At 58.5% G+C, this 23,059-nt stretch carries 22 protein-coding genes; 9 read left to right on the top strand and 13 right to left on the bottom strand.

Annotation, left to right across the window (positions count from 1 at the left end; all coding sequences use genetic code 11):
* Window positions 1-2: 2 nt before the first annotated feature.
* The 3 genes from ispF to HW450_RS09600 are packed head-to-tail and all read right to left on the bottom strand — an operon-like array spanning window position 3 to window position 1,795.
* Window positions 3-515: a 2-C-methyl-D-erythritol 2,4-cyclodiphosphate synthase gene (gene ispF / locus HW450_RS09610; protein ID WP_182385418.1), complete on the bottom strand. Its 513-nt coding sequence runs from the start codon at window positions 513-515 to the stop codon at window positions 3-5.
* A complete protein-coding gene (gene ispD / locus HW450_RS09605; protein WP_182385417.1) occupies window positions 475-1,206 on the bottom strand; it encodes a 2-C-methyl-D-erythritol 4-phosphate cytidylyltransferase in 732 nt (243 codons plus the stop codon). The genes ispF and ispD overlap by 41 nt, the downstream gene beginning before the upstream one ends.
* Before the next feature lie 10 nt (window positions 1,207-1,216).
* Entirely contained in the window at window positions 1,217-1,795 is a 579-nt protein-coding gene (locus tag HW450_RS09600; protein WP_182385416.1) for a CarD family transcriptional regulator, read from the bottom strand.
* A gap of 226 nt (window positions 1,796-2,021) precedes the next feature.
* Between HW450_RS09600 and HW450_RS09595 the strand changes: the two genes are divergently transcribed.
* The 3 genes from HW450_RS09595 to disA all read left to right on the top strand — a co-directional run bounded on the left by HW450_RS09595 (window position 2,022) and on the right by disA (window position 5,095).
* The gene (locus HW450_RS09595; protein WP_182385415.1) at window positions 2,022-2,576 is read left to right on the top strand and encodes a hypothetical protein; all 555 of its coding nucleotides are present in this window, start codon (window positions 2,022-2,024) and stop codon (window positions 2,574-2,576) included.
* A gap of 96 nt (window positions 2,577-2,672) precedes the next feature.
* Window positions 2,673-4,031, top strand: coding sequence for a DNA repair protein RadA (gene radA / locus HW450_RS09590; RefSeq protein ID WP_182385414.1), 1,359 nt, complete (start codon window positions 2,673-2,675; stop codon window positions 4,029-4,031).
* Between the two features lie 5 nt (window positions 4,032-4,036).
* Window positions 4,037-5,095, top strand: a complete 1,059-nt coding sequence (disA, locus tag HW450_RS09585) for a DNA integrity scanning diadenylate cyclase DisA (protein ID WP_182385413.1) — start codon at window positions 4,037-4,039, stop codon at window positions 5,093-5,095.
* Window positions 5,096-5,123: 28 nt separating this feature from the next.
* On the opposite strand, the gene HW450_RS09580 is transcribed toward disA, so the two are convergent.
* Window positions 5,124-5,789 carry a P-loop NTPase family protein gene (locus tag HW450_RS09580; protein WP_182385412.1) on the bottom strand — a complete coding sequence of 222 codons (666 nt, stop codon included), beginning with the start codon at window positions 5,787-5,789 and terminating at the stop codon, window positions 5,124-5,126.
* A 54-nt stretch (window positions 5,790-5,843) separates the two neighbouring features.
* Entirely contained in the window at window positions 5,844-6,464 is a 621-nt protein-coding gene (locus tag HW450_RS09575) for a carbonic anhydrase (RefSeq protein WP_182385411.1), read from the bottom strand.
* A gap of 55 nt (window positions 6,465-6,519) precedes the next feature.
* Here HW450_RS09575 and HW450_RS09570 point away from each other — a divergent pair, with 55 nt between their 5' ends.
* Window positions 6,520-7,386, top strand: coding sequence for an HhH-GPD family protein (locus HW450_RS09570; RefSeq protein WP_182385410.1), 867 nt, complete (start codon window positions 6,520-6,522; stop codon window positions 7,384-7,386).
* A gap of 110 nt (window positions 7,387-7,496) precedes the next feature.
* On the opposite strand, the gene HW450_RS09565 is transcribed toward HW450_RS09570, so the two are convergent.
* Window positions 7,497-7,667 carry a DUF4236 domain-containing protein gene (locus HW450_RS09565; protein WP_182385409.1) on the bottom strand — a complete coding sequence of 57 codons (171 nt, stop codon included), beginning with the start codon at window positions 7,665-7,667 and terminating at the stop codon, window positions 7,497-7,499.
* A 160-nt stretch (window positions 7,668-7,827) separates the two neighbouring features.
* Between HW450_RS09565 and HW450_RS09560 the strand changes: the two genes are divergently transcribed.
* A complete protein-coding gene (locus tag HW450_RS09560; RefSeq protein WP_182385408.1) occupies window positions 7,828-9,921 on the top strand; it encodes an HtaA domain-containing protein in 2,094 nt (697 codons plus the stop codon).
* A gap of 21 nt (window positions 9,922-9,942) precedes the next feature.
* Complete coding sequence (locus HW450_RS09555) at window positions 9,943-10,590, top strand: biliverdin-producing heme oxygenase (RefSeq protein WP_182385407.1); 648 nt, start codon at window positions 9,943-9,945, stop codon at window positions 10,588-10,590.
* Between the two features lie 173 nt (window positions 10,591-10,763).
* Here HW450_RS09555 and HW450_RS09550 read toward each other — a convergent pair whose 3' ends face one another.
* From HW450_RS09550 to HW450_RS09535, 4 genes are read right to left on the bottom strand one after another with little or no spacing between them, the layout of a single operon-like run.
* Window positions 10,764-11,531: a heme ABC transporter ATP-binding protein gene (locus HW450_RS09550; RefSeq protein WP_232843234.1), complete on the bottom strand. Its 768-nt coding sequence runs from the start codon at window positions 11,529-11,531 to the stop codon at window positions 10,764-10,766.
* Complete coding sequence (locus HW450_RS09545; RefSeq protein ID WP_182385406.1) at window positions 11,528-12,571, bottom strand: FecCD family ABC transporter permease; 1,044 nt, start codon at window positions 12,569-12,571, stop codon at window positions 11,528-11,530. The genes HW450_RS09550 and HW450_RS09545 overlap by 4 nt, the downstream gene beginning before the upstream one ends.
* Entirely contained in the window at window positions 12,558-13,661 is a 1,104-nt protein-coding gene (locus tag HW450_RS09540; protein WP_182385405.1) for a heme/hemin ABC transporter substrate-binding protein, read from the bottom strand. The genes HW450_RS09545 and HW450_RS09540 overlap by 14 nt, the downstream gene beginning before the upstream one ends.
* Complete coding sequence (locus HW450_RS09535) at window positions 13,658-15,886, bottom strand: HtaA domain-containing protein (RefSeq protein ID WP_182385404.1); 2,229 nt, start codon at window positions 15,884-15,886, stop codon at window positions 13,658-13,660. The genes HW450_RS09540 and HW450_RS09535 overlap by 4 nt, the downstream gene beginning before the upstream one ends.
* Before the next feature lie 178 nt (window positions 15,887-16,064).
* On the opposite strand from HW450_RS09535, the gene HW450_RS09530 reads away from it, so the two are divergent.
* Together HW450_RS09530 and HW450_RS09525 are read left to right on the top strand one after the other, a co-directional pair.
* On the top strand, window positions 16,065-17,042 hold the full coding sequence (locus tag HW450_RS09530; protein WP_182385403.1) for an HtaA domain-containing protein: 978 nt from the start codon (window positions 16,065-16,067) through the stop codon (window positions 17,040-17,042).
* Between the two features lie 1,166 nt (window positions 17,043-18,208).
* Window positions 18,209-18,376 carry a hypothetical protein gene (locus tag HW450_RS09525; RefSeq protein WP_182385402.1) on the top strand — a complete coding sequence of 56 codons (168 nt, stop codon included), beginning with the start codon at window positions 18,209-18,211 and terminating at the stop codon, window positions 18,374-18,376.
* A 92-nt stretch (window positions 18,377-18,468) separates the two neighbouring features.
* On the opposite strand, the gene HW450_RS09520 is transcribed toward HW450_RS09525, so the two are convergent.
* Both HW450_RS09520 and HW450_RS09515 read right to left on the bottom strand, forming a co-directional pair.
* Window positions 18,469-21,072, bottom strand: coding sequence for an ATP-dependent Clp protease ATP-binding subunit (locus tag HW450_RS09520; RefSeq protein ID WP_182385401.1), 2,604 nt, complete (start codon window positions 21,070-21,072; stop codon window positions 18,469-18,471).
* Window positions 21,073-21,237: 165 nt separating this feature from the next.
* On the bottom strand, window positions 21,238-21,537 hold the full coding sequence (locus tag HW450_RS09515) for a hypothetical protein (protein ID WP_182385400.1): 300 nt from the start codon (window positions 21,535-21,537) through the stop codon (window positions 21,238-21,240).
* Window positions 21,538-21,581: 44 nt separating this feature from the next.
* Between HW450_RS09515 and HW450_RS09510 the strand changes: the two genes are divergently transcribed.
* Window positions 21,582-22,220 carry a Pr6Pr family membrane protein gene (locus HW450_RS09510; RefSeq protein ID WP_182385399.1) on the top strand — a complete coding sequence of 213 codons (639 nt, stop codon included), beginning with the start codon at window positions 21,582-21,584 and terminating at the stop codon, window positions 22,218-22,220.
* On the opposite strand, the gene HW450_RS09505 is transcribed toward HW450_RS09510, so the two are convergent.
* Window positions 22,217-23,044 (bottom strand): PRD domain-containing protein, encoded by an 828-nt coding sequence (locus tag HW450_RS09505; protein ID WP_182385398.1) that lies wholly within the window; start codon window positions 23,042-23,044, stop codon window positions 22,217-22,219. The two genes, HW450_RS09510 and HW450_RS09505, sit on opposite strands and share 4 nt — an antisense overlap.
* Window positions 23,045-23,059: the final 15 nt, after the last annotated feature.

Here is a 23,059-nt window from a genome sequence, read left to right as displayed (position 1 = left end):
GTTTAGCGTTTCCACACCACAGCGGTAGCTACGGCAGCCCTACCTTCCCCACGCCCGGTAAAACCCATGTGGTCGGTGGTAGTTGCGGATACGGACACTGGCGCGCCGAGCAGTTCAGACATGACTTGTTCTGCCTCTTTGCGACGCGGCCCCACCTTTGGCGTCTGCCCCACCAACTGCGCGGCCACATTTCCTACGATGAAGCCTTCCTTATCCAACAGCTCGCGCACCTCGCGGATCAGCTGAGCTCCCGATACACCGTCGTATTCAGGCCGGCCTACACCGACGAAGGACCCGAGATCACCAAGCCCCGAGGCAGACAACAGCGCATCAACCACAACGTGCGCCACCACATCCCCATCCGAATGTCCTTCGCAGCCGTCCTGACCTTCAAACAGCAGGCAGGCGATCCAGCATTCTTTACCGGCCTCGATCTGGTGGGCGTCCGTGGCAATGCCGACGCGGGGAATGATGTTATTCACTAGGTACCTCGAAAATTGTTGGTTCGGCGTCATCAGTGATGACCTGCGCCAAAATCATGTCCATCGGAGTGGTGACCTTGAACGCCATCGGGTCGCCCTGCACGGTGTGTACCGCATGGCCTGCCCATTCCATCAAGCTGGCGTCATCGGTCGGGATAAAATCGCTGTTTCCCGCGAAAAATTCTTCGTTCACTGCCTTGAGGGTGGCCAGGTCGAAGCCCTGCGGAGTTTGAACTGCGCGCAGCGTGGAGCGGTCTGGCGTATCGACGACCACTGCCCCCGCCACTCGTTTAATAGTGTCAGCGACGGGAAGCACCGGAATCACCGCGTGGTGGCCAGCGAGTACCTCGCGGGCAACGCGAGCGATCATTCCGGGAGGGGTTAACGCGCGAGCAGCATCGTGGATGAGTACCACCCCGGCGTCGTTAAGCGCCTGCAAACCGCACCAGATGCTGTCTGCGCGCTCTCCCCCGCCATGTACCAATCGCACAGGCACCTCGGTGTCGAGCATGCCACGGCGCGCCAACAGTTCGCGGGCATAGTCCTCCATATCGGGGCTGACCAGGACGGTGATGTCGTCGACGACCCCGGAGTTGACCATCGCCTGAATGCTGCGTTCCAGAAGAGTTTTGCCACGCAGAGTGACAAACGCCTTCGGAATCGGAGCGCCGAGGCGGGTGCCTTTACCCGCGGCGGCGATGAGGGCGCTAACTCGGCGACTCATGCTGCGGAGATTAGTCCTCGTCGTCGAAGTTGAGGTCGTCGAGGTCAATATCTTCGTCCTCGAGTGCTGGCTTTTCTGGCTCTGGAGCAGACGCCTTGTGACGCTCAATCGCGGCATCCATCTGGGCCAGAATGCCATCAGCCTTGGCCTCATCAACGGTCTCAGCGAGCGCCAGCTCACCAACAAGCACCTGACGCGCCTTCACCAACATGCGCTTCTCACCAGCAGAAAGGCCGCGATCTTGGTCGCGACGCCACAGGTCACGCACCACTTCAGCAACCTTGTTCACGTCGCCCGAAGCAAGTCGCTCCTGGTTCGCCTTGTAGCGACGCGACCAGTTGCCGGCTTCTTCCACATCAGTTTCCCGAAGCACAGAGAAGACCTTCTGTAGGCCTTCCTCACCCACCACATCACGAACACCAACGAGCTCAGCGTTCTTGGCGGGCACCCGGACGACAAGGTCAGACTGGCGAATCTGCAAAACCAGGTATTCCATCATCTGGCCACCGAGTTCACGCTGCTCAATCGCTTCAATCTGAGCCGCGCCATGGTGCGGATAGACGACAGTGTCCCCGACCTTGAATTCCATACCCAATCCACCCATTCTTAAAAAAGAAATTTGTTACAGTGTTGGCCATTCTACCACGCATCTACCCTGCAGCTTTGCTGAGTCCACTACCGCCATTGTGGTGTGATTTTGACCGAATCTGCCAGTTAAGCCCCCAATAAGTATGTGCTTTGACCTGTGCCGGGCTACACTGGCTATTCGACAAATATCTTGCCCAAAAGCCTCAGATGAAGGACGTACCCAAGTGATGATCCTGAAGACTGCCCGCCGTGGCGCACTCTTTGCCGTTGCTGGCGCAGCCGTCGTTGCACTTTCCGCATGCAGCGCTGGCCAGATTTCCCAGACCTCTGACCAGGTCGCAGCAGTTGACGGTGCCGGCGCCGCTACCGAAGACAAAACTGTCCTGGTCCGCGACGTCACCATCATCGTCAACGACGATCAGTCCGCAGCACTGAAGTTCACCGCCATCAACGACAACGCGTCCATGCAGACGCACAATCTGAAGTCCGTCAAGGTCGATGGCAAGGATGTCACCCTGTCTGAGAAGCCTTCCTTCGAACGTGGCTGCAGCGTCGTCGCAGACTCCAAGGAAAACCTGGAGCTGCTGAAGAAGAACGACGACCTGTGCATCACCTACGTTGACACCAAGCTGGAGAACCCAGGCTTCGCTGTCGGTGGCCAGAAGCCAGTCACCTTCATGTTTGACAACGGTGAGGTCGAGGTTAACGCAGCCATTGCCACCAACCACAACGAAGATGGCAAGGACAACCGCGTGGAGCCTTCCCTCAACCACAATCACTAATCATTAAAGTTTCGGAGCTGCGGCTCCGTTTCTTTTTACACCCATATTCGAACATATGTTCTTTCTTGTCTGGGGGTTGGTCTACTATCTTTAGGCATGGCAAAGAAGGAACGCAGCATTCATGTCTGCAGCGCGTGCAACTACTCCAGCCCCAAATGGCTGGGCAGATGCCCGGAATGTGGATCTTGGGGGACCCTAGAGCTAGAAACAACAGCAGCCCCCATCCGCACCAGCGTCCCCGTCGCTTCCCTCACCCCAACGTCACCCGCTCTGCCTATCAGTCAGATCAGCGCCAGCAAGAGCGAAGCCGTCTCAACTGGTATCGGCGAGCTTGACCGCGTCTTGGGCACTGGCATTATCCCTGGTTCTGTTGTGCTCCTGGCAGGTGAACCTGGCGTCGGCAAGTCCACCCTGCTGCTGGAAGTGGCTGCCGGGTGGGCCAGGCAGGGACGCACAGCCTTATATGTCACCGCCGAGGAGTCTGCGGGCCAGGTTCGGCTTCGCGCTGAACGCACCGGCGCATTGCTCGATTCGCTCTACCTCGCCTCAGAATCGAATTTGGATGTGGTGTTTGGGCATGTAGAACAGCTAAATCCTTCGCTACTGATCGTCGATTCCGTCCAGACGATGTCTGCGCCCGGCGTCGAAGGAGTGTCCGGAGGCGTTGCCCAGTCCCGTGCAGTCACGGCAGCGCTCACTACACTCGCCAAAACCAAAGGCATCCCAGTGCTGCTAGTCGGTCACGTAACCAAGGACGGCAATGTCGCTGGTCCCCGTGTACTGGAGCACCTGGTTGACGTTGTGCTGAACTTCGAAGGCGACCGCCACTCTTCCCTGCGCATGTTGCGTGGCATTAAAAACCGCTTTGGGGCAACCGATGAGGTCGGCTGCTTTGAACAGCAATCCGACGGCATCCACGAGGTGGCAGACCCGTCTGGGCTCTTCCTCTCACATCGGGAAGCCACACCGGACGGCACGGCGGTCACCGTGGCAATGGACGGGGTACGCCCAATCCTTGCGGAGGTTCAGGCTTTGCTTGTTAAATCGCCCGCTAAGAACCCACGCCGCGCGGTCACCGGCCTCGACGCCACCAGAGTCCCCATGGTGTTGGCGGTCCTCGCCGCGAAAGCCGGCTACCACACCACGGACAAGGACGTCTACGTGGCAACCGTGGGCGGAATGAAGATCGGCGAACCCGCCTCGGACCTTGCCATTGCACTCGCCGCGGTATCCGCGCTGAAATCAGTTCCTCTTCCACCGAAGACTGTTGCCATCGGAGAAGTTGGCTTAGCTGGGGAAATACGCCGCGTCCCTAATCTCAAACGACGCCTCCAAGAAGCAGCTAGGTTGGGCTACACCCGCGCTATCGTCCCGGATGGAGACCGCGTGTCAGCCCCTGGTATTAAAGTCACATACGCCAGTGACATCACCACCGCCATTTCTTACCTAAGGTAAAACCCATGACCGAAACCGCTAGCTACTCCCTTCGAGACATCCTGGAACGCCTCGCCCCCGGTACCGGGCTGCGCGACGGCCTCGAACGCATTCTGCGTGGGCGCACCGGCGCACTGATTGTGCTGGGATACGACGAGCAAGTGGAAGCCATTTCCGACGGTGGATTTGAGATCGATGTTCCTTTCGCCCCCACCAGGCTGCGGGAGCTCTGCAAAATGGATGGCGCGGTGATACTTTCCACTGACGGCACCCGCATTCGCCGCGCGAACGTGCAGCTCATGCCGGACCCCACCTTCCCTACCGAGGAATCCGGCACCCGGCACCGCTCCGCTGAGCGCACCGCCCTGCAAACTGGCTACCCAGTTATCTCCGTTAGCCAGTCGATGAACATCATCACTGTTTACGTGGACAAAAAGCGCCACATCCTGGAGGGCTCCTCAGACATTCTCTCCCGGGCTAACCAGGCTATCGCCACCATGGAGCGCTACCGCAATCGCCTCGACCAAGTCAACGAGCGCTTGTTCGTTGCAGAGCTCCACAACTACGCGTCACTGTCCGACGTGATTACCGTGATCCAGCGCTTGGAAATGCTGCGACGCGCCGCCGTCACCATCGACCGCGACGTGATCGAGCTCGGCACTGACGGCAAACAGCTTGCAGTGCAGCTAGAGGAATTGTTTGGTGACAACGACAAAGACCGTGAGCTAATCCTGCGCGACTACTTGATGGCTGCCGGACTGCCCACCGAAGACGACGTGAAACAAGCGTTGCTGGAGCTAGAGCAGCTGAACGATAAAGACATCGTCAAATCCACCCACATCGCCCGGATTCTCGGGTTCCCCACTGCCGAAGAATCCCTCCACCAGTGGATCGTGCCTCGCGGCTACCGGATCCTTGGCCGAGTCCCCCGTGTGCAGCCTTTCTTGATGGACAAGCTCATCTTGGCATTCGGCGATTCCAACCATCTACTCGAAGCTAGCGTGGACGACATCGCAGCTGTCGAAAGCGTCGGTTCACTGTGGGCCCGCCACATTCACGACGGGCTGATCAGGCTTAAGGCATAAGCTACCCCAGTAAGCCACCCCAGACTGGCTACCCCAGGTTAAAAGTGAAGGCCTCGGAGTTGTTGTCTCCCACCAGGGTGTGTAGGAAGTAGCTGCCTGCTGGAACTGGCTGACGGGCGTTGCACTGGTTCGGGGCGGAGGTGGTTCGGGACCACACTGCCTCGTAGTGGCGTTCCTCGCCGGCCGGGAAAGTGCGCTCGGAGGTGTCTTCGCTCGGGTTGCAGTCCGTGTCAGCCCATAGCAGCTGGTTCGTGGCCAGGTCATAAACCTCAAAACGGAGGCCGTCTTTACGCAGGTCAATCTTGCAGTCAGCAGCCGTTGGGTTCTTCACGGAAAGGTAAAACTTGGGGCGCTCGTCCGGCCCGTACGAGGGCTTGTCGGCGTTTGCAGTGATCACCAGGTCTTCTAGTGAACAGCTTTTTTTAGGCTCTGGGGTCGGCGTTGCAGTGTCCGTTGCTGCTTCCGTAGCAGCAGGAGAGGTTGCAGCAGCTGACGATGTTTCCGGGATTGCTGTCGGCGTGACGTCCCGGGTGAAAGCGGACGTCGAAGTGGGTTCAGCGACTGGTGTGGGTTCTTTATCTCCGCCCATGCTGACCATCAGCCATATCGCGAGGGCAACAACAACCAGCACGATAAAGATCGCCGCGACGCGACGTCGAATGTAGATAATCTCCGGGAGCTGCTTCTGGGTCACACCACCAGCTTAAAGGGCTAACTGCACGAAAACAGCTAGCCCGTGGGGGCGTGTCTAGCTGACACCGAGTTCCACGATCGGTTCAACCGCACCGTTTCCGAGTCGGTAGCGGGCGCCGATAACGCCCAAGGAGCCGCTGTCGAGGCGCTGCTTGATCACCGGACAGCGATCCAAGATAATGTCGACGGTTTCCCGCACGTGCTCGATTTCAAAGTCATCAGTGGTGGTCATGCCCTTGCGCTTGGCGTTCAAGATGGATGGCGCAACTTTTTCGATCAGGACACGCTGGAATCCAGGAGGGATCTCGCCGCCTTCCAATGCCGCCTTGGTGGCTTTGACGGCACCACAAGATTCATGCCCCATCACAATGAGGTTGCTGACGCCCAAACCGTCGACGGCGAACTCCAGGGAAGCAAACACACCCATGTCTAGTACTTCGCCGGCGGTACGGATAACGAAGATGTCACCTGCGCCCTGGTCAAAAATGTGCTCGACGGGGGCCCGGGAGTCGGAGCATGCCAATACCGCGGCCATCGGCTTTTGCCCGGCGACCAATTCTTCACGACGCGCCGCATCCAGATTCTGATGAAGCATCTCGTGGTTTTGGTAGCGCCGGTTGCCCTCTTTGAGGGCGTTCCAGATATTTACAGGGTTCACTTCGGTGACGTCACGCATACTTCTAATTGTGCTCTTTTGTTGAAAGATTTAAAAACCTCTACAGTGACAAGCTATGTTGCAGCCCCGTCTGATTGCCTGGTTTCGTGCCAGCTCGCGCACCATTGTATGGCGCAATCCTCACACTTCGGCGTGGGGAATTTTGCTGTCAGAGGTGATGAGCCAGCAAACTCCGGTGGCTCGGGTGGAGCCGGTGTGGCTGGAATGGGTGGAGCGCTGGCCTACCCCCGCAAAATTCGCTCAAGCTACCCCCGATCAGGTGCTACGGGCGTGGGGAAAGTTGGGGTACCCGCGGCGCGCGCTTCGACTGTTGGAGTGCGCGAAGGCGATCGTGGCAGAGCATGGGGGTGAGGTGCCACGAGACGTCAATAAGCTGCTTGCTTTGCCCGGCATTGGCGACTACACCGCCCGGGCCGTCGCAGCGTTCGCTTACGGCCAGCGGGTGCCGGTGGTGGACACCAACGTGCGGCGGACGTTCCGCAGGCTTTACGACGCCCAATTCCTCCCCGGCCCCGCCCGCAAAAGCGAACTCGCAGAGGTGGAAGCCATTCTGCCGGAAGAAGGAGCCCCTGAATTTTCAGTCGCGCTCATGGAACTCGGCGCGCTCGTCTGCACCACGACCCCCAAGTGCGACGAATGTCCCGTGCTCGACTTATGCGCGTGGCAACAAGCGGGATGTCCTGCGCCCACCGAGGAGGAACTAGCGAAGGCGAAGCGACGGGTGCAGAAGTTTGCGGGCACAGATCGGCAAGTACGCGGTCTCATCATGGACGTGCTGCGCTCAGCTACCGCCCCGGTTCAGCAAGCCGCGATCGATGTGGTCTGGCCCGATGCAGCGCAGCGCTCGCGAGCACTGTTTTCGCTGCTAGAAGATGGGCTCGCGGAGCAAGACGAGACAGGGCTGTTTCATCTCCCTCGGTAAGACCCAGCGAAAAACTCGAGACCTGGAATTCTAGACTTGGAGTGTTTTTCTTGGAAAGGCGGGAAAATTGCCCTGTTCTACTCCCAGTCTCGAATTCCAGGTCTCGAGTTTTACTTCCAGCGCCCGCGGTAGGTCATCCCACCGGGCAGTTTGACCCATACGCCACCTCGGCTGTTGATGGTAACGGGTCCGATTTTGGTGGATGCGGACGCTCCGGAGCCTGACACGTTGATCCAGCTGTTCTTGCCAATTTTCTTTTTATCGCGGTATTGCAATCCCATGAGAAACCAGCTTACTGAAGCGGGTGGTAGTCATCCATTTTACTGAGATTCACCCCCATCCTTCTAAGTTTTGCTATGAGATCCCAAGGTAGTTCTTTGCCATCATGCAGACTTAGGCTAGCCTAACCTTTGTTATATTTGACCAAGGCAAGGAGACCTAATGCCACCAATCGCGCGCGCTACCGTTACCAGCGCGCTACTTTTCGGACTACTCTCACCGCTCACACCGGTAGCTCACGCCGACCCCCAACCAACCAATGACCAGACCGATTCCCACCTGAACTGGGCATTGCGCGACTCTTTCCTCCGCTATGTCAGCGGCGCAACCAACGTCAGCAACGGAGCAGAAAAAGTCTTTCGCGACACCTCCGCCAACGAGGACCTCGTTGAAAGCAGCTACAAGTTCAAAGCAAAAAACGTTTCCTACAACCCTGAGAAACTCGAGACCCGCGCTGAATTTGAGGGCACGGTCGAGTACTTCAAATACTGCGATGGGAACAAAGCAGAACAAGGTAATTGCTCCCTTGAGCTGAAAATTAAAGATCCGATCATCGTTATCAACAACGACGGTGGCACTGTGCTGGCGGATATCCGATCCAAGCAATACCCAGGTGGACAAGTTTTTGAAGGTGAAGACCTCGCTATTGCCGACCTCGATGTTGGAAATGCCGATTTCTCCCAAAATGGTGGCCGTTCTGAGTGGAAAAACGTTGTACCAGCACTGACCCAAGACGGCGTACACACTTTCTCTGGTTTCTATCCTCTCGGCAGCCCACTGGCCCCCTTGAACTTCTCCTACCAGGGCGAAGGTGGAAAGCCAGATATCAAGGGTAGCCCGATGAAGATGGTAGGCAAGTTCGCCTCCCCCATCCCGGCTGACGAACCAAGCCGCATGTTCGCCGCTGGAGACGTCATCGCAGTCGCTGGCAAGAGCAAAATTGCGCTTGCTAACGCCCGCACCATGACAGAGATCAAAACCATGGATGTCGATTCCTCCGGAAACGTCCTGGTAGCGGCAGACAAGCGGGGCAACCTGAGCTGGGTCACCGGCAACGAAGTTGTCACCGCCAAGATCTCCCGCAACGGCTTTGAGACGCCAACCGTACGCGGAACCGTAGCTGGAACCCCAGTAGCCATCGCCGCCGCCCCGGACACTGATGATGTCTACGTCATCACTCGCGAGGAAGGCGACGGCGCTACCTTGCACCGCATCAGCAACACAGTCACCGCCGCCCCACTTCCAGACCCACGCAAGGTGGATGAGCACCTCGCCGACGTCCCAGCTGGCGACATCCGAATCGCAGGATTCTACGGCGAAACCTACTCCTTCAGCTCGCTGCGCGATTTGGCTGTCATGCCGGACGGCAACCTGCTGTACTTCAACAGCGGCACCGTCATCGATATGAAGAATGAGCACCGGCCCATCGCACCACTGGTCATCACACCAGACGGTGAAGTTACTCGGGCGCTGGGCATTGACGATGTTGCAAAAACCGAGGCATTCGCGCGCATGAATGCGATGGTGGTGCAGGACAACCGCGTCGCGCTATACAACGACTCGGACCACGATTCCGCAGTCCAATTCTTCACCTATGCAGATAAGAAACTCACCGCCACCTCACCACGTGGCCCGGTAGGCGATCTGCGCTCCATCAGTGGGCTTTCCTTCGGCCCGGATGGTAGTGCTTTTGTCACCGGCGAATCGGATGGCACGTTGCGCTGGGTGAACACCACGACGAACGAAAGCACGGATTCGCTCCGCCTGCCATATTCCAAGGGCACTAAGGGCGAGCACCGCATGCTTATTACCCGCGAGAACGGCGAAGTTCTCGCTAACTCGGTGTACACAGATCCGGCCACCTACCAGGAGTACTCGCACGTGCTGCGCATCGCAGACCCGGCCTCGCTGCGTAAGGATGATTCCTCCACGATTGAGGAACTAGGTAAGCCCGTCGAAAAGCCCATCGAAAAGCCAGGCGAGAAACCAGCCGAAAAGCCAGCTGAAAAGCCAGCCGAAGCAGCCAAGGAGACCGCAACACCAACTGCCACGCCGACCGCCACACCAACTGAGAATGCCCCAACACCAGTGGTCGTGAAGCCGGAACCGGTGAAGAAGGCACAGTCTGGTTGGTTCAAAAAGGCGGTGGATGCTCTTCTCGTGGCAGCTCCAGCACTGTTTCTGTTCTTCCCAGTAATCATCAACCTGCTGCCAGCACACATGAAGCAGGCACTGCAGGCCCGTCTATCCAGCTGATTTAAGGATGTGAATTTAGCAATGACCGTCGCTCTTGACACCCCGCTTTCTCACGAGATCAAGTCCGTGACCAGCGTGGCCCACAGCCGCGCCGAGGAATCCCAGTTCATCGACGATCTAATTGCAGGTCGCCTGGACAAGGTTGCTTACCGAAACCTCCTCGAGCAGACCTACCTGTTCTACTCGGCGTTGGAGTGCAGCTCCCAGGCGCTGCGTACCTCACCACTGTTCGCCGAGCTTTATGACGCCCGCCTGCTCCGCTTGCCATCCATCGCCAAAGATCTAACGGCATTGCACGGCAGTGCCCGCTGGAAAGGCGGATTACAGATGCTGCCTGCTACCGCGCGTTATGTCCAGCGGCTAAACGAGATCGGTGCCTTGCAGGATCCAATTGCCTTGATTGCCCACCACTACGTGCGCTACCTCGGGGATCTTTCGGGCGGGCAGGTGATTGGTCGCATGATGCAGCGCCACTACAACGTTGGCTCCGACGCAGTGAACTTCTACAACTTCGAGGAGATCGAAAAGCCGAAGCCATACAAGGATAGCTACCGCGCCAAACTCGACGCCCTAGTGCTAAGTGATGAAGAGCGCAGCTACCTCCTCGATGAGGCAGTAGCAGGCTTCTACTTCAACTCCGCGATCTTCAAGGAACTCGCTGAGGTCTAGTACTGACAGCAAAGCCGGTCGACGTAATGTCGACCGGCATTTTTATTGGGGGTTGGATAGCGATTTGGTTGGGAAAGACGAATCGCTACGCCTATCCCGATGCTTTACCTGGGGAAATAGCAGTCAATGTGATAGGGATTTGTCCCGGAAAACAAATCCCTATCAGGTTCTCCCTACCCGCGCACTGGGCTGATGAGCAGAGTATCGGGGGATGAGGGTGGGTGGGTGACAGAGATGGGGCACTCGTAGGCGTCGGTAAGCAGCGTGCTGTTCAATACCTCCTGCGGGGTGCCCTGTGCATAGATCGAACCGGCTTTGAGCAAAGTGATGCTGTCGCAATAGGCGGCGGCAAGGTTGAGGTCATGCAGCACTACGGCAACGGCAACTCCCCGGCGCGCCAGATCACGGGCGGTGGAGAGGAGTTGTTCTTGGTGTTTGATGTCGAGGGCGGCGGTAGGTTCGTCGAGCATCACCACGGGAGTGTCTTGGCAGAGGACGCGGGCGAATGCGACACGGGCCCGTTCGCCACCGGAGAGGTTGGTGATGATGCGATCCTGGAGGTGGGCAACGTCAGCGGTGCGGAGGGCGTGGTCGACGCGCTGTGGGTCACCAGGGTCAGCGGGGTACGGGCTGCGCCCCATTTCCACGATGTCGCGAACAAGATAGGAAAAAGAGACGCCAACATCCTGCAGCATCACGGCGCGTTGACGGGCGAGTTCCCGCGGGGTGTAGCGCGTGATGTCCTTGCCACCGATGGTGATGGTGCCGGAGGTGGTGGCGATGTCGCCAGCGAGCGCCGCCAGGAGCGTTGATTTTCCGGCGCCGTTTGGGCCGATGATGCCGGTGACGAGGCCGGGCGTGAGCTGAACTGAGACGTTCTTAATGAGTTTCTTGCCGAGGACGGAAACGGTGATGTCCTTGGCGTTCACAATCGCCGTCATACGTGTTGCCCCTTCGCTAGAGTGCGTCGCAGGAGGTAGAAGAACACTGGGCCGCCTACCAGCGCGGTGAAAATGCCAATGGGAAGGTCGGCATAGGCGATGGCTGTGCGCGCCACGATATCCGCGGCGGACAGCAGCACCGCACCGCCCAGCGCCGAAACGGGTATTAACCAGCGGTTACCGGCGCCGAGCACGAGGCGTAGCAGGTGTGGCACGATCAGCCCCACGAAGCCGATGATGCCGCCGAAAGCCACGGCTGCTGCGGTGAGCATCGTGGCCACCGCCAAGGAATAAAAGCGCAGCTTTGCGACGCCCACTCCCACATGTTCCGCGGCGCGCTCGCCGAGAGCCAAGAGGTCGAGTTGGCGGGACAGCGCTGCTGACAGCACGATTCCCAGGATGATGACGGGAAGCACCGTGACCACATGCTTCCACTGCGCGCCGTTCAACGACCCCATGTGCCAGAACTGGATTTGCTCTCGCGCGGTGGTGGGTGCCAGGAAAATCAGAAAGGAAATAGCAGCACCCGCGACGGCGTTCACTGCGATACCGGTGAGGATCAGCGACACCACCTGGGTTTGCCCGCGGACGCGGGACAAGATGAACACAAGCCATGCGGTAGCCGACGCGCCGACGAATGCGAGTAGTGGCACAGTGAAAGTGCCCGCGAAACTAAGCCCGGAAACGATGGCAATCGCAGCTCCCACACCGGCGCCGGAGGAGACACCAATGACTCCGGGTTCTGCCAGCGGGTTAGCAAACAGCGCCTGCATCACGGCGCCGGATACCGCGAGAGCTGCACCGATGAGCAGGCTGAGCACGATTCGGGGCATGCGGACTTGCCACAGTACTGATGCCCCGAGCTCGGGGCTGGGTGCGGTGGGACCGGCGGCGATGATCCGGAGGACGTCGGTGAGCGTCATGCTGTACTGTCCTACCGACAGCGCCCCCGCCGCAATGACCAAGACAGCAAGACTAAGGCCACAGGTGGTGAGGATGCGCTGACGTCGACGCTGGGCAATAGCATCACTCTGGCGCATAGATCGCCTTAGCGGTTGCTACGAGCTGCGCACCCGCTTGGGGCCCGAAGGACAGGGACTGGCCGTCTGGGATCGCGACGATGCGGCGGTTCTGGCCAGCGATGGTTTGGGCGACACCTGGACGCTGCAACAATCCATCGACACCACCGGTGGATTCCAGCCCTTTGCTCATGACCAGGATGATTTCTGGGTTGAGTTCTGCCAGGGATTCTGCGTTTGCGGGGCGAACACCGTCGATGTCTTTGCCTACGTTGTCGCCGCCGACGGCGTCGATAAGCACCTCAGCTCCGTAGCCGTTGCCCATGATGAAGAACACGCCGCCGTTGCCACGCACGTAGAGGAACGCCATGCGCGGGCGTCGTGGGAAGTCAGCTGGAATCATCTTTGCCAGCGCAGCCTGATCCACTTCGAGTTGCTTCGTGGACCGCTCTGCCAAGCGCTTTCCTTCGTCCTTCAACCCCAGACAGTTCGCTACCAGCTGGATGTCTGAGCCTACGGATTCGAGGGTGCGCTGCGGATCGAGCATCGCGACGGTAACGCCGGCGGCGCGCAGCTGTTCAATCGCTTCCAGTGGTCCCACGGAATGATCCACGATCACCAAGGTCGGCTGGAGTTGCAGTACCGCTTCCACGTTGATGCTGTGGCCGTCTTTGGTCACCAGTGGTACATGCTCCAGTGCTTTCTCGTTCGACGAGACCGCGCGCCCGACGATGTTATCCACGAGTCCCAAGCCCTCAATGACGCGGGAGTAGGTTCCGTACAGGTCCAGGGGGATGATGCGGGAGACGTCGGTAACCTCTACTTGATGCCCGTCAGCGTCAGTGAAGCTCACTGGCAGTTGTGGCTGCGGGTTGGTGGTAATCGGGATGATTTCACCGATGTCTGCAGCAACGCTCGGGCCACGCAAGGACAGCGGGTCCGGGAGTTCATGAGCCGCCGGAACTGCCTGTGGCGTGGTGATCTGGCTGCTGGCCTCACCAAGTTTCGCCCCGCGTCCTAGCTCAGCGGAGGAACCATAGCCACAGCTTGTGAGGGCGATGGCGCCAGTGGTGATCAGCGCCACGACGGCGATCTTGTTTTTCAGGCTCATTCGCCTGCTCCTTCATTGTTACGACGGAAAAATTTTGTGCGGTGTTTTGCACCACCCGGGGAAAATGCCATGAACCCGAACGCTGCGATGAGCAACAACGCCAGGGCTACGGGAATGCCAGGGTTACCAACCGCTGCCACCAACATGGTGTTTGGCTGCTCTTTTTCATCCAGCAAAGATGTTGCACTGCGACCGGTTTTGGCTTGCCCCATCGCTTCTGGAGCGCCACCATTTTTGGCGTTAGCTTTCTTCACCGCTGCGCTTGCTGCGCTGGTGGTGTTCCCCGCTGCTTGGCCGCCCGCACTTGCCCCGTGGGATGCGGCGCAGTTGGCGGCACCGGAAAGCTGCGCTGTAGCTGTGATGGGGTCGAGCTCGATTCCAGCTGGGTAGAAATCAGCGAATGCCTTAGCCCCTTCTGCGGTCAATGCGGTGGTGGCCGTGAGATTGAGGCTGTCGCCGGAACCCGAAGCCTGAGTGTTCAAGGTGGCCAGGGCTACCCTGCCGAAGTCGCGACTATTGCCGTCCATGTCGCTGGACCGGACGTTGGCAAATAGGGTACCGGTATTGCCGTCGAATTGGACTTCCGGATCGGCAATGTTGAGATCCAAAACCCCGTCGTGGCCGGTGAATCGGACTGCACCGGTGTACTGAATGACGCCGTTGTTTCCGGCTACCGCACCCGCGGTGCCGTTCCAGACAAAGTTGCCACCGGAGTATGTGGTGCCATTGGTTTCCCAGGACCCCTTGGCGATATTGCCCGAAATGTAAGAGCGGAAGGATTCCTTCACACCCCAGGACAAGCTCGCTTGGGAGACGCCTTTCCCATCGGAAGCGGAGCACACTCCGGCCTGCGCCCCGGCATTAGCGGCGCCACCGGTAGCTTTTGCGGCTCCTGCGGCTGCAGGACCGGCCGCGCTCGCGGTTCCGCCAGACGGCGCACCGCTTTTGACGGTGGCTGTCGCCGAAGCAGGCTTATCGACGCCATTCTGCGTTGTCTGGCTGCCCTTAGTTTCGGTGGTGGAGTTACCGGGCTTCAACCCGAACTTAGCTCCCAGCGCTTCAGCGGCGTTAAGCATTCCGGTCGTTGCTGTGAACAAGTTGCCGCCGGCGGTGGCAACCCGCTGGGTCTCCACCAGTCCGTTCACCACCTGATTGGTACCTTCCCAGAAGTTGTGCACCCCGGAGGAGCGAACAATGCGCACGTGGGTGGTAGCGGTATGAGCTCCACCGCCTGCCCCAGCCCCAACGAGGGAATACGTGGTGGTGCCCAGGGGTGTTTCCGGAGCGATGGTGATGTCCACTGCCACCAAGCCGTTGGCATCTGCGGTAGCAGTACCAATATCAGTGGTGTCTTTGCCCTTCCGAACCGCTACCACGCTGTTAGGCGCAAAGCCACTGGCAGAAAGAGTGAGGGTGTCTCCCCATTGCACAATGGTGTGGTTGGCTTCCGGGACTGGTTGGCGATCGGGCAGTTTTTCAATCTTGGTTCCGCTGCTTTTCCCACCACCGGACGTAGAGGTGCCAGAGTTGCCAGAGCCTCCAATAGCGCGCTCGGACCCGTCGGCACACACTGCTTTACCCTTAAGGTTAATTTTCAGCGGATCGACAGTTCGATCTGCTTCCGTGCGGTACGCACCATTAAATCCAATGTCGTTTCCGGCTTGGGTGAGCACTACCCGACCGGTGAGCTGAGTATTGGTTGCGCTTAAGGAGTCGGAGAAGTGGACGTCGGCAAGCTCCAAAGCAGGTTCGGACACATCACGGGTCGGTGTACCCGGGCGGAAGTCTTCGGCAATCTTGCCGTTGTAAGAAGCAATCAGCTTTGCCTGATTGGCGCTGGAAAATTGCAGCTTAAGATCGCTGAATGCCGAGTCGAGCACCCCGTCATGACCGGTGAAACGGACGCCACCGCGCGAGCCGACTTCCAGGCTGCTCGCTGCCCCGGAGCTGCTGTTAACCGGAAAAACAAAGGCGGCATTCTCATCGGTGAAGGCGCCTTGTAGTTGGGCATCGCCGGTGGTTTCAAACCCACCGTGCGCCACGGGGCTGTCGATATAGCGGCGGAAACTATGTTTAAAACCCCAGCTCAGCTCGCCGCCGGAGATCTCGAAAGTTGGGTTTTCGCAACTGCCAGAACCCGTCTCAGCTGCCTGAGCGGCGGGCGCCACCCCTAGTAAGACGATCAGGGCTGTGGCACAAAAACTTGTCACAGTACGTGAGCGCATCGTTGTCCATCTTTTCTTTGTTAATTAACGCTTCGGGTGAACAGTACAAAACGAGGTGAGTTAGGTAAAGCTAACCTCACCCCCGAAGCACACCCCACTACCTTCAAAGCAAATTCGTAGGTTAGGCTAACCTTACTTTGATTTTCTCAAAGATTCCATTCCGACACAAAGGACTTCTATGCAACGTTCAATCCTCGCTACCGCAATCGGCACCAGCCTTCTCGCAAGCACCCTGACAATCCCACATGCGACAGCAGCAGAAAACACCTGCGCAAACCCAAGCTTCGACGTTGAAAGCGGCACCATAGACTGGGGCATCAAGCAAACCTGGCGCAACTACATCGACGGCCCCATCGCGAACGGAGCATGGACCGTCAGCGGCATGACCGAGCACGGCACCGACAAAGCTGGCCCAGACTTTTACTTCTCCAGCCCAATCGACCCAGCATCAGTCAAGCTCACCGCCAACAACGGCACTCCAGCTGTCACCTCCCTCGCCGCCACCGGCACCGCCCACTTCACCGGCCACCACGACGCGCTCGATGTCACCCTAGGCAACTTCGGCGTCGACGTCAGCGGCAACCAAGTCACCGTCAAGACTGACTACACCTCGTACTACGTACCAGGTAAAGCCATGACGTCCCTCACCCCGGAAGACAAAACGGAACAAAACAAAGTAACCGGCCGCGACGTCATCGCCCAAGGAACCACCACCGGCTGGAAGTTCGACCAGGGCACCCTCACCCTCGAAGCCCCCGGCCTGAAATACGTCAAGCACCCCGAGTCCACCCGTGACCTACAAAAGGGCGCCGACCGCGCCTTCATGGGAGCCTACCGAGCTGGCGATCCTATGGACACCGTAAAGGTATCCCTTAAGCTCAAAGCAACCTGTGCCGATAGCCCAGCCCCGGCACCTGCACCAAACAAGCCCGGTGAAAACCCGGCACCTGCACCGGCACCTGCACCAAACAAGCCCGGTGAAAACCCGGCACCTGCACCGGCACCTGCACCAAACAAGCCCGGTAAGGAAAACAACCAGGACAACGGTTTCAGCCTGGGAAGCTCCGGCACCGACGCCGGGATCCTCGCCGCACTTGGCGGCCTTTTCGGCCTGGCTGGCGTGGCCATCGCCAAGCACTTTGGGCTGATGAAGTAACTAGTTAGCGGGTTAAAAACGACGCTTCGGCGTCGTTTTTAACCCGACTTGAGGTTTCGGCACTTTCTCATGCTCGTGGCATGTCCCCGGAAGCCCAACCTACAAGTGGACTTCTTCTCTTTGACCTGAGAGCACCACATCCCAATGGTTGTTACTTGTAATGGTTGAGACTGTGAGTTATTGGACACGCGTGTGGCATAGCCCGAGAGCGCCCAACCACAGCTAACAAATTCAAAGCTCCCCAGCCTTTCACTCAGCATCATTAATTTCCAGCTTGGAGTGGGATTAAGTAGCAGAAAGTGTGTCTGTTGTCCGCGATAGGCCCTGGTCAAGGTATGCAAATGCATGTGTTATATAGCTTGAGGTCTTATAAACGCACAATCCTTGTTCAATACCGCGAGTGATACCGCACCTGCACTAACAGGTGCGGTCACCTAACTCCGGTAACCAAAAACCGACCCCGATGCCCCCGTCTGCCTGGGACAAAAGCAAAAACAACGGCACCACTAGGTGGCGGTGCACCACCTAGTGGCGCTTCGACTACCAACACCAAAGCTGATCACACACACGCGGCAAACTTTTCGAGCCTTCCATGCTTATGCTGTCGGCTCAACCGCACTGACCGATCCTGCAGGCTCGTGAGGCATCTCCCGAAGAAGTCTGGACCGCGGGTTCACACCCCTTGTGACTTATTGATGCCCTCTGCACCGCCGACCCCTACCGCGTATACGATCAGGTCTTTATCGAAGGCGACGTACACTGCAGCAGGCTGCCTACTCATCACATCCATCCTCGACCACGTAGTGTGCTCACACTGGGACAAATGGGAAATAAAACAAGCTGGGAAACAGGTCGACCAGCCCTGTTGCGACAACGCTATCCCAGCCGAGCACTAACACAACAGTGCCTGGCCGGACATATATTTTGCTGCTTAACTCCGCAAAACCCGGGAAGCGTTCCCCGGGTCTCGGTGATCCTTTAGGCTTCACACCTGCTATTTCACTGATTTCGGCCCGAGATCCGGGGAATGCTTCCCGGGTTTTAGTAAGAAACTTCAGGGACCGTGATCAAAGCCCCCAGAAGTGAAGTAACAACCGACAACACGCCGACCGGACACACATTTTGCTCCCTTACCCCTTGGAGTGGGCACGGCAGCCGAGGCTAACATGTCGACTTTCTGGCTAGTTGTTATCGTCGCCATCTTGTTGATCGTCATCCCCGCTGGCATGATGCAGCAAAAGATTCGTAAGCGCAGCGAGGAACACGACGAAGAAACCCGTCAATCAGCGCTAGATTTCCAGCGCGATATCGACCGAGGACGGGCTGGTTTCTAAGACAAGCACGCAGCAGAGTCACACTCTTCCCGCTCCACCAAAAGCAGGCCACCACAACCTTGAGGTTCTGGTGGCCTGCTAACTTGACTGGCTTACTCTACGTCGGAAACGTCAGAGACTGCTTCCGCAGCTTCGACGGACATCTCTGAGAACTGGCCTTCCGGCAGTGGCTTTTCCGTGGCGGTGAACACGAACTTAGCGTCATCGCCCTTGGACTCGCCGTCCCAGCCTTCGACGTCCACGTTGACGATCTCACCGGCACCGAACTCACCGTAGAGGATCTTCTCGGACAGCACGTCCTCAATTTCCCGCTGGATAGTGCGGCGCAGCGGACGGGCACCGAGCACAGGATCGAAACCGCGCTTGGCAAGGAGATTCTTGGCGACGTCGGTAAGCGTGATGCCCATGTCTTTGGCAGCCAGCGCCTTCTCCACGCGACCGATGAGCAGGTTCACCATTTCCACGATCTGCTCCTGAGTGAGCTGGTGGAAGACCACAATCTCATCGATACGGTTGAGGAACTCTGGGCGGAAGTGCTTCTTAAGCTCGTCGTGGACCTTGCCCTTCATCCGATCAAACTGGGCATCCTGGTCCGTCGAGGTGCTTCCGGAGAAGCCCATACCCACAGCCTTCGAGATGTCGCTGGTGCCCAGGTTAGAGGTGAAGATCAAGACGGTGTTCTTGAAGTCGACAACACGGCCCTGGCCGTCGGTAAGCCGGCCATCTTCGAGGACCTGCAGGAGGGTGTTGTAGATCTCCTTGTGGGCCTTCTCAATCTCGTCGAACAGCACAACGGAGAACGGCTTACGGCGTACCTTTTCGGTCAGCTGGCCACCCTCTTCGTAGCCGACGTACCCCGGAGGGGCACCGAACAGACGCGACGCGGTAAAGCGGTCGTGGAACTCGGACATGTCGATCTGAATGAGGGCGTCCTCTTCACCGAAGAGGAACTCTGCCAGCGCCTTGGACAGCTCCGTCTTACCCACACCGGAAGGACCAGCGAAGATGAAGGAACCGGACGGACGCTTCGGATCCTTCAGCCCTGCGCGAGTGCGGCGGATTGCTCGGGAGACCGCCTTGACGGCATCCTCCTGGCCGATGATGCGCTTGTGCAGCTCCTCTTCCATGTGGAGCAGGCGGGAAGACTCTTCCTCGGTCAGCTTGAACACTGGGATGCCGGTCCAGTGGCCGAGTACCTCAGCGATCTGCTCCTCGCCCACCTCAGCGATCTCTTCCAGGTCGCCGGAGCGCCACTGCTTTTCCTTCTCAGCGCGCTCCTCGCCCAGCTTGCGCTCCTTGTCGCGCAGGCCAGCTGCTTTCTCGAAGTCCTGAGCGTCAATCGCCGCTTCCTTCTCACGGCGCACGTCAGCAATACGCTCGTCGATTTCGCGCAAGCCCTCCGGCGCGGTCATCCGCTTGATACGCATCCGGGCGCCGGCCTCATCGATCAGGTCCACGGCCTTATCTGGCAAGAACCGGTCATTGATGTAGCGAGAGGACAGGTTCGCGGCGGCAGCCAGAGCGCCATCGGTGATGGACACGCGGTGGTGCGCCTCGTAGCGGTCCCGCAGCCCCTTCAAAATGTCGATCGTCATCTCCACGGACGGCTCCGGGACCTGCACCGGCTGGAAACGACGCTCCAACGCCGCATCCTTCTCAATGTGTTTACGGTACTCATCCAGGGTGGTGGCACCGATGGTCTGCAGCTCACCACGGGCCAGCTTCGGCTTCAGCAAGGACGCAGCATCAATCGCACCCTCAGCAGCACCCGCACCGACGAGCGTGTGAATCTCATCGATGAACAGGATGATATCGCCACGCTGGTTAATCTCCTTGAGCACCTTCTTCAGGCGTTCCTCGAAGTCACCGCGGTAGCGGGAACCCGCAACCAGAGAACCCAGATCCAGGGAGTACAGCTGCTTGTCCTTCAAGGTCTCCGGGACCTTGCCGTTAACAATGTCCAGCGCCAAGCCCTCAACGACGGCCGTCTTACCCACACCAGGTTCACCAATCAGAACCGGGTTGTTCTTCGTACGGCGAGACAGCACCTGCATGATGCGCTCGATTTCCTTCTCGCGCCCCACGACCGGATCAAGCTTGCCCTCACGAGCAGCCTGGGTCAGGTTACGGCCAAACTGGTCCAAAACCAGGGAGTTGGAACGCTCACCAGGACCACCCTGAGAACGGCCACCAGGGGCAGCACCAGCACCAGCGAGGGAAGGACCACCGGAGGAATCATCCGGGTTGCCGCCTTCACCTTCGTAGCCGCTGAGCAGCTGGATAACCTGCTGGCGCACGCGAGGCAGATCAGCTCCCAACTTAACCAGCACCTGCGCTGCGACGCCTTCACCTTCGCGGATCAGGCCGAGCAGCAGGAACTCGGTGCCGATGTACTTGTGGCCCATCTGCAGGCCTTCCCGCAAGGACAGCTCCAGCACCTTCTTAGCACGCGGGGTAAACGGAATGTGGCCGGTCGGCGGAGTGGTGCCGTGGCCGATGATTTCCTCAACCTCCCGACGCACATCTTCCAGGTTGATCCCCATGGACTCTAGGGCCTTCGCTGCGACGCCCTCACCCTCAGAGATCAGACCGAGCAGGATGTGCTCGGTGCCGATGTAATTGTGGTTGAGCATGCGCGCCTCATCTTGAGCGAGCACGATAACGCGTCGAGCGCGGTCGGTAAACCTCTCGAACATGACACTCCTAAATTCCGTTTGTTAATTGCACCCACTTTAACGCGCAGACCGCACCAAAATTTCCAATTTCAGCCCCACCCCAGAGCGAACAGCACAAAAACTATCCTTTAGCTGCACAAAGGGCGCTGTACGCCTCTAGCGAACAGCGCCCGATTTACACCGAAACTACCAATTCAAAGCCGGAACTGAGTTCGGATTCAGTTTTAAGCACACGTTGGAAGCGAAGAAGCGCAACCCCGGGTCAGCCGTGCTCCCGCCCACAAACTTGGCGCACTTGTGCAGCTCCGGCACCGGAGAGACCGGCATATCCCAACTATCAACGGCAACGGCAGCCCAGTACGAGTGCTCCGGAGAATCCACCTTGATAATCGGCTCTAGGGACATTTCGACAGGATTGGCGCTGGCAGCTGGCATCATCGCGCCGCTTGCTACCACAGCAGAAATTACAGCAATCATCTTTTTCATAGCACCATAATATCTGCGCACCGAAGCTACTACCATCGGTTTCTATGAGAAAACTTGTCCGCCGCACCGGCGCGCTTACCGCAGTTCTTGGTGGCGCAGCCATCGCACTGTCCGGCTACCAGGCTGCTACCACCGTCTTTCAGGATTGGCCGGCCTTTGAAACCCCGAAGCAAAAGCTCATCAACCACTACTCCTACTTCACTCTGTGGTCGAATATCATCGGCGCTCTAGTAAGCGCGCAGTACGCCGTCGGTAAGCGGCCTGCCCGCCTCGCGTTTCTGCGCATCAACGCGGTGACCATGCTGGTGATCACCGGCCTGGTGTACAACACGCTGCTGGCAAAGACATCCATCGTGGAGGGGCTGGGTAAGATCACCAACCCGATCGTGCACACCATCATGCCTATCGCTGTGCCCGCACTGTGGCTCCTGGACCGCCCCGGCGCGCCCACGCAGGACGTCACACGAAACTCCGCTGCTTTCGCCTTCGCGATCCCGCTGTTCTGGGCCGCTTACACGTTTAACCGAGGGATTCGCACCCAGGGCTACTACCCTTACGATTTTATCAACCCCACGATCCTCGGCTACCCCACTGCTGTGCGCAACGTGTGCGCAGTCGGGGCTGTCACCGCTGCCCTCATTGGGGCAATGTCCGTAGCGGAGCGGGCCCTGACGAAGGATTAGTTCCTCAACCGTGCGACATGGAGGACCAGGTAAGACACCTCGTCCTCCGTGAGCGACTCGCCCAGTCGCAGCTCCACCAACTCAGCCAGCCGGTACGCAACCTCCACAGACTCCGGATACGCTTCCATAATCGCGGTGCTGACCGCCCCTGGCTTTTCCGCAAGCTGTTTATGCTGCGCAATGCGCACAAACAAATACCGCAGGTGAGTGATGAAGCGGGCGATACTGATCTGGTCCAGCTGTTCCTTGTCGCTGCCCTGCTCGACCACGGCAATCATCTGCTCGATGAGGCCTGTCATCTGGTAGGTATACGACAAATCGCCGCTGGTAAAACTGGCGTTGACCAGGTGCAAGGTGAAAGCGACCGCTTCTTCTTCCGAAATAGGCTGCCTGAGTTGCTCATTTATCGCGTGGAGCAGCCGGACCGCCTGGGAATATTCCTCAGAGTAAAGCTGTTGCACTTCCGCCCGCAACGGGTAGGACAGCTCCTGCCCCTCGTAGCTACGCCGGATCGCACCACTGACGTGGTCTGCCAGCGCGATAACCAGAGTGATCTTGTCTTGATATTCGGACGGCATCCCCGCCTTGGCCATCGCCTCAATGACGATCCGGATGTGTTCCGCCGGGATCATCGCGAGCATTTCCGCAAGGTGGTCGGGGTCGCGGCCGTCGGCGGGATAAAACACCTTGGCCACCTTGTCCTGTGCGACAGGATCGCCGCTTTTGACCTGGAACCCAATTCCGCGGCCGGTAACAACAACTTCGCCGCCCTCACCACTCGTGGCAAGGACGACGTTGTTGTTAAAGACTCGCAGAACACGCATAGTATGCAGTGTAGT

The sequence above is a fragment of the Corynebacterium hindlerae genome (genome assembly GCF_014117265.1).
Taxonomy (GTDB): Bacteria; Actinomycetota; Actinomycetes; order Mycobacteriales; family Mycobacteriaceae; genus Corynebacterium; species Corynebacterium hindlerae.
Note: the sequence above shows the minus strand (reverse complement) of the source record. Positions and strands in the feature narration are given on the sequence as shown.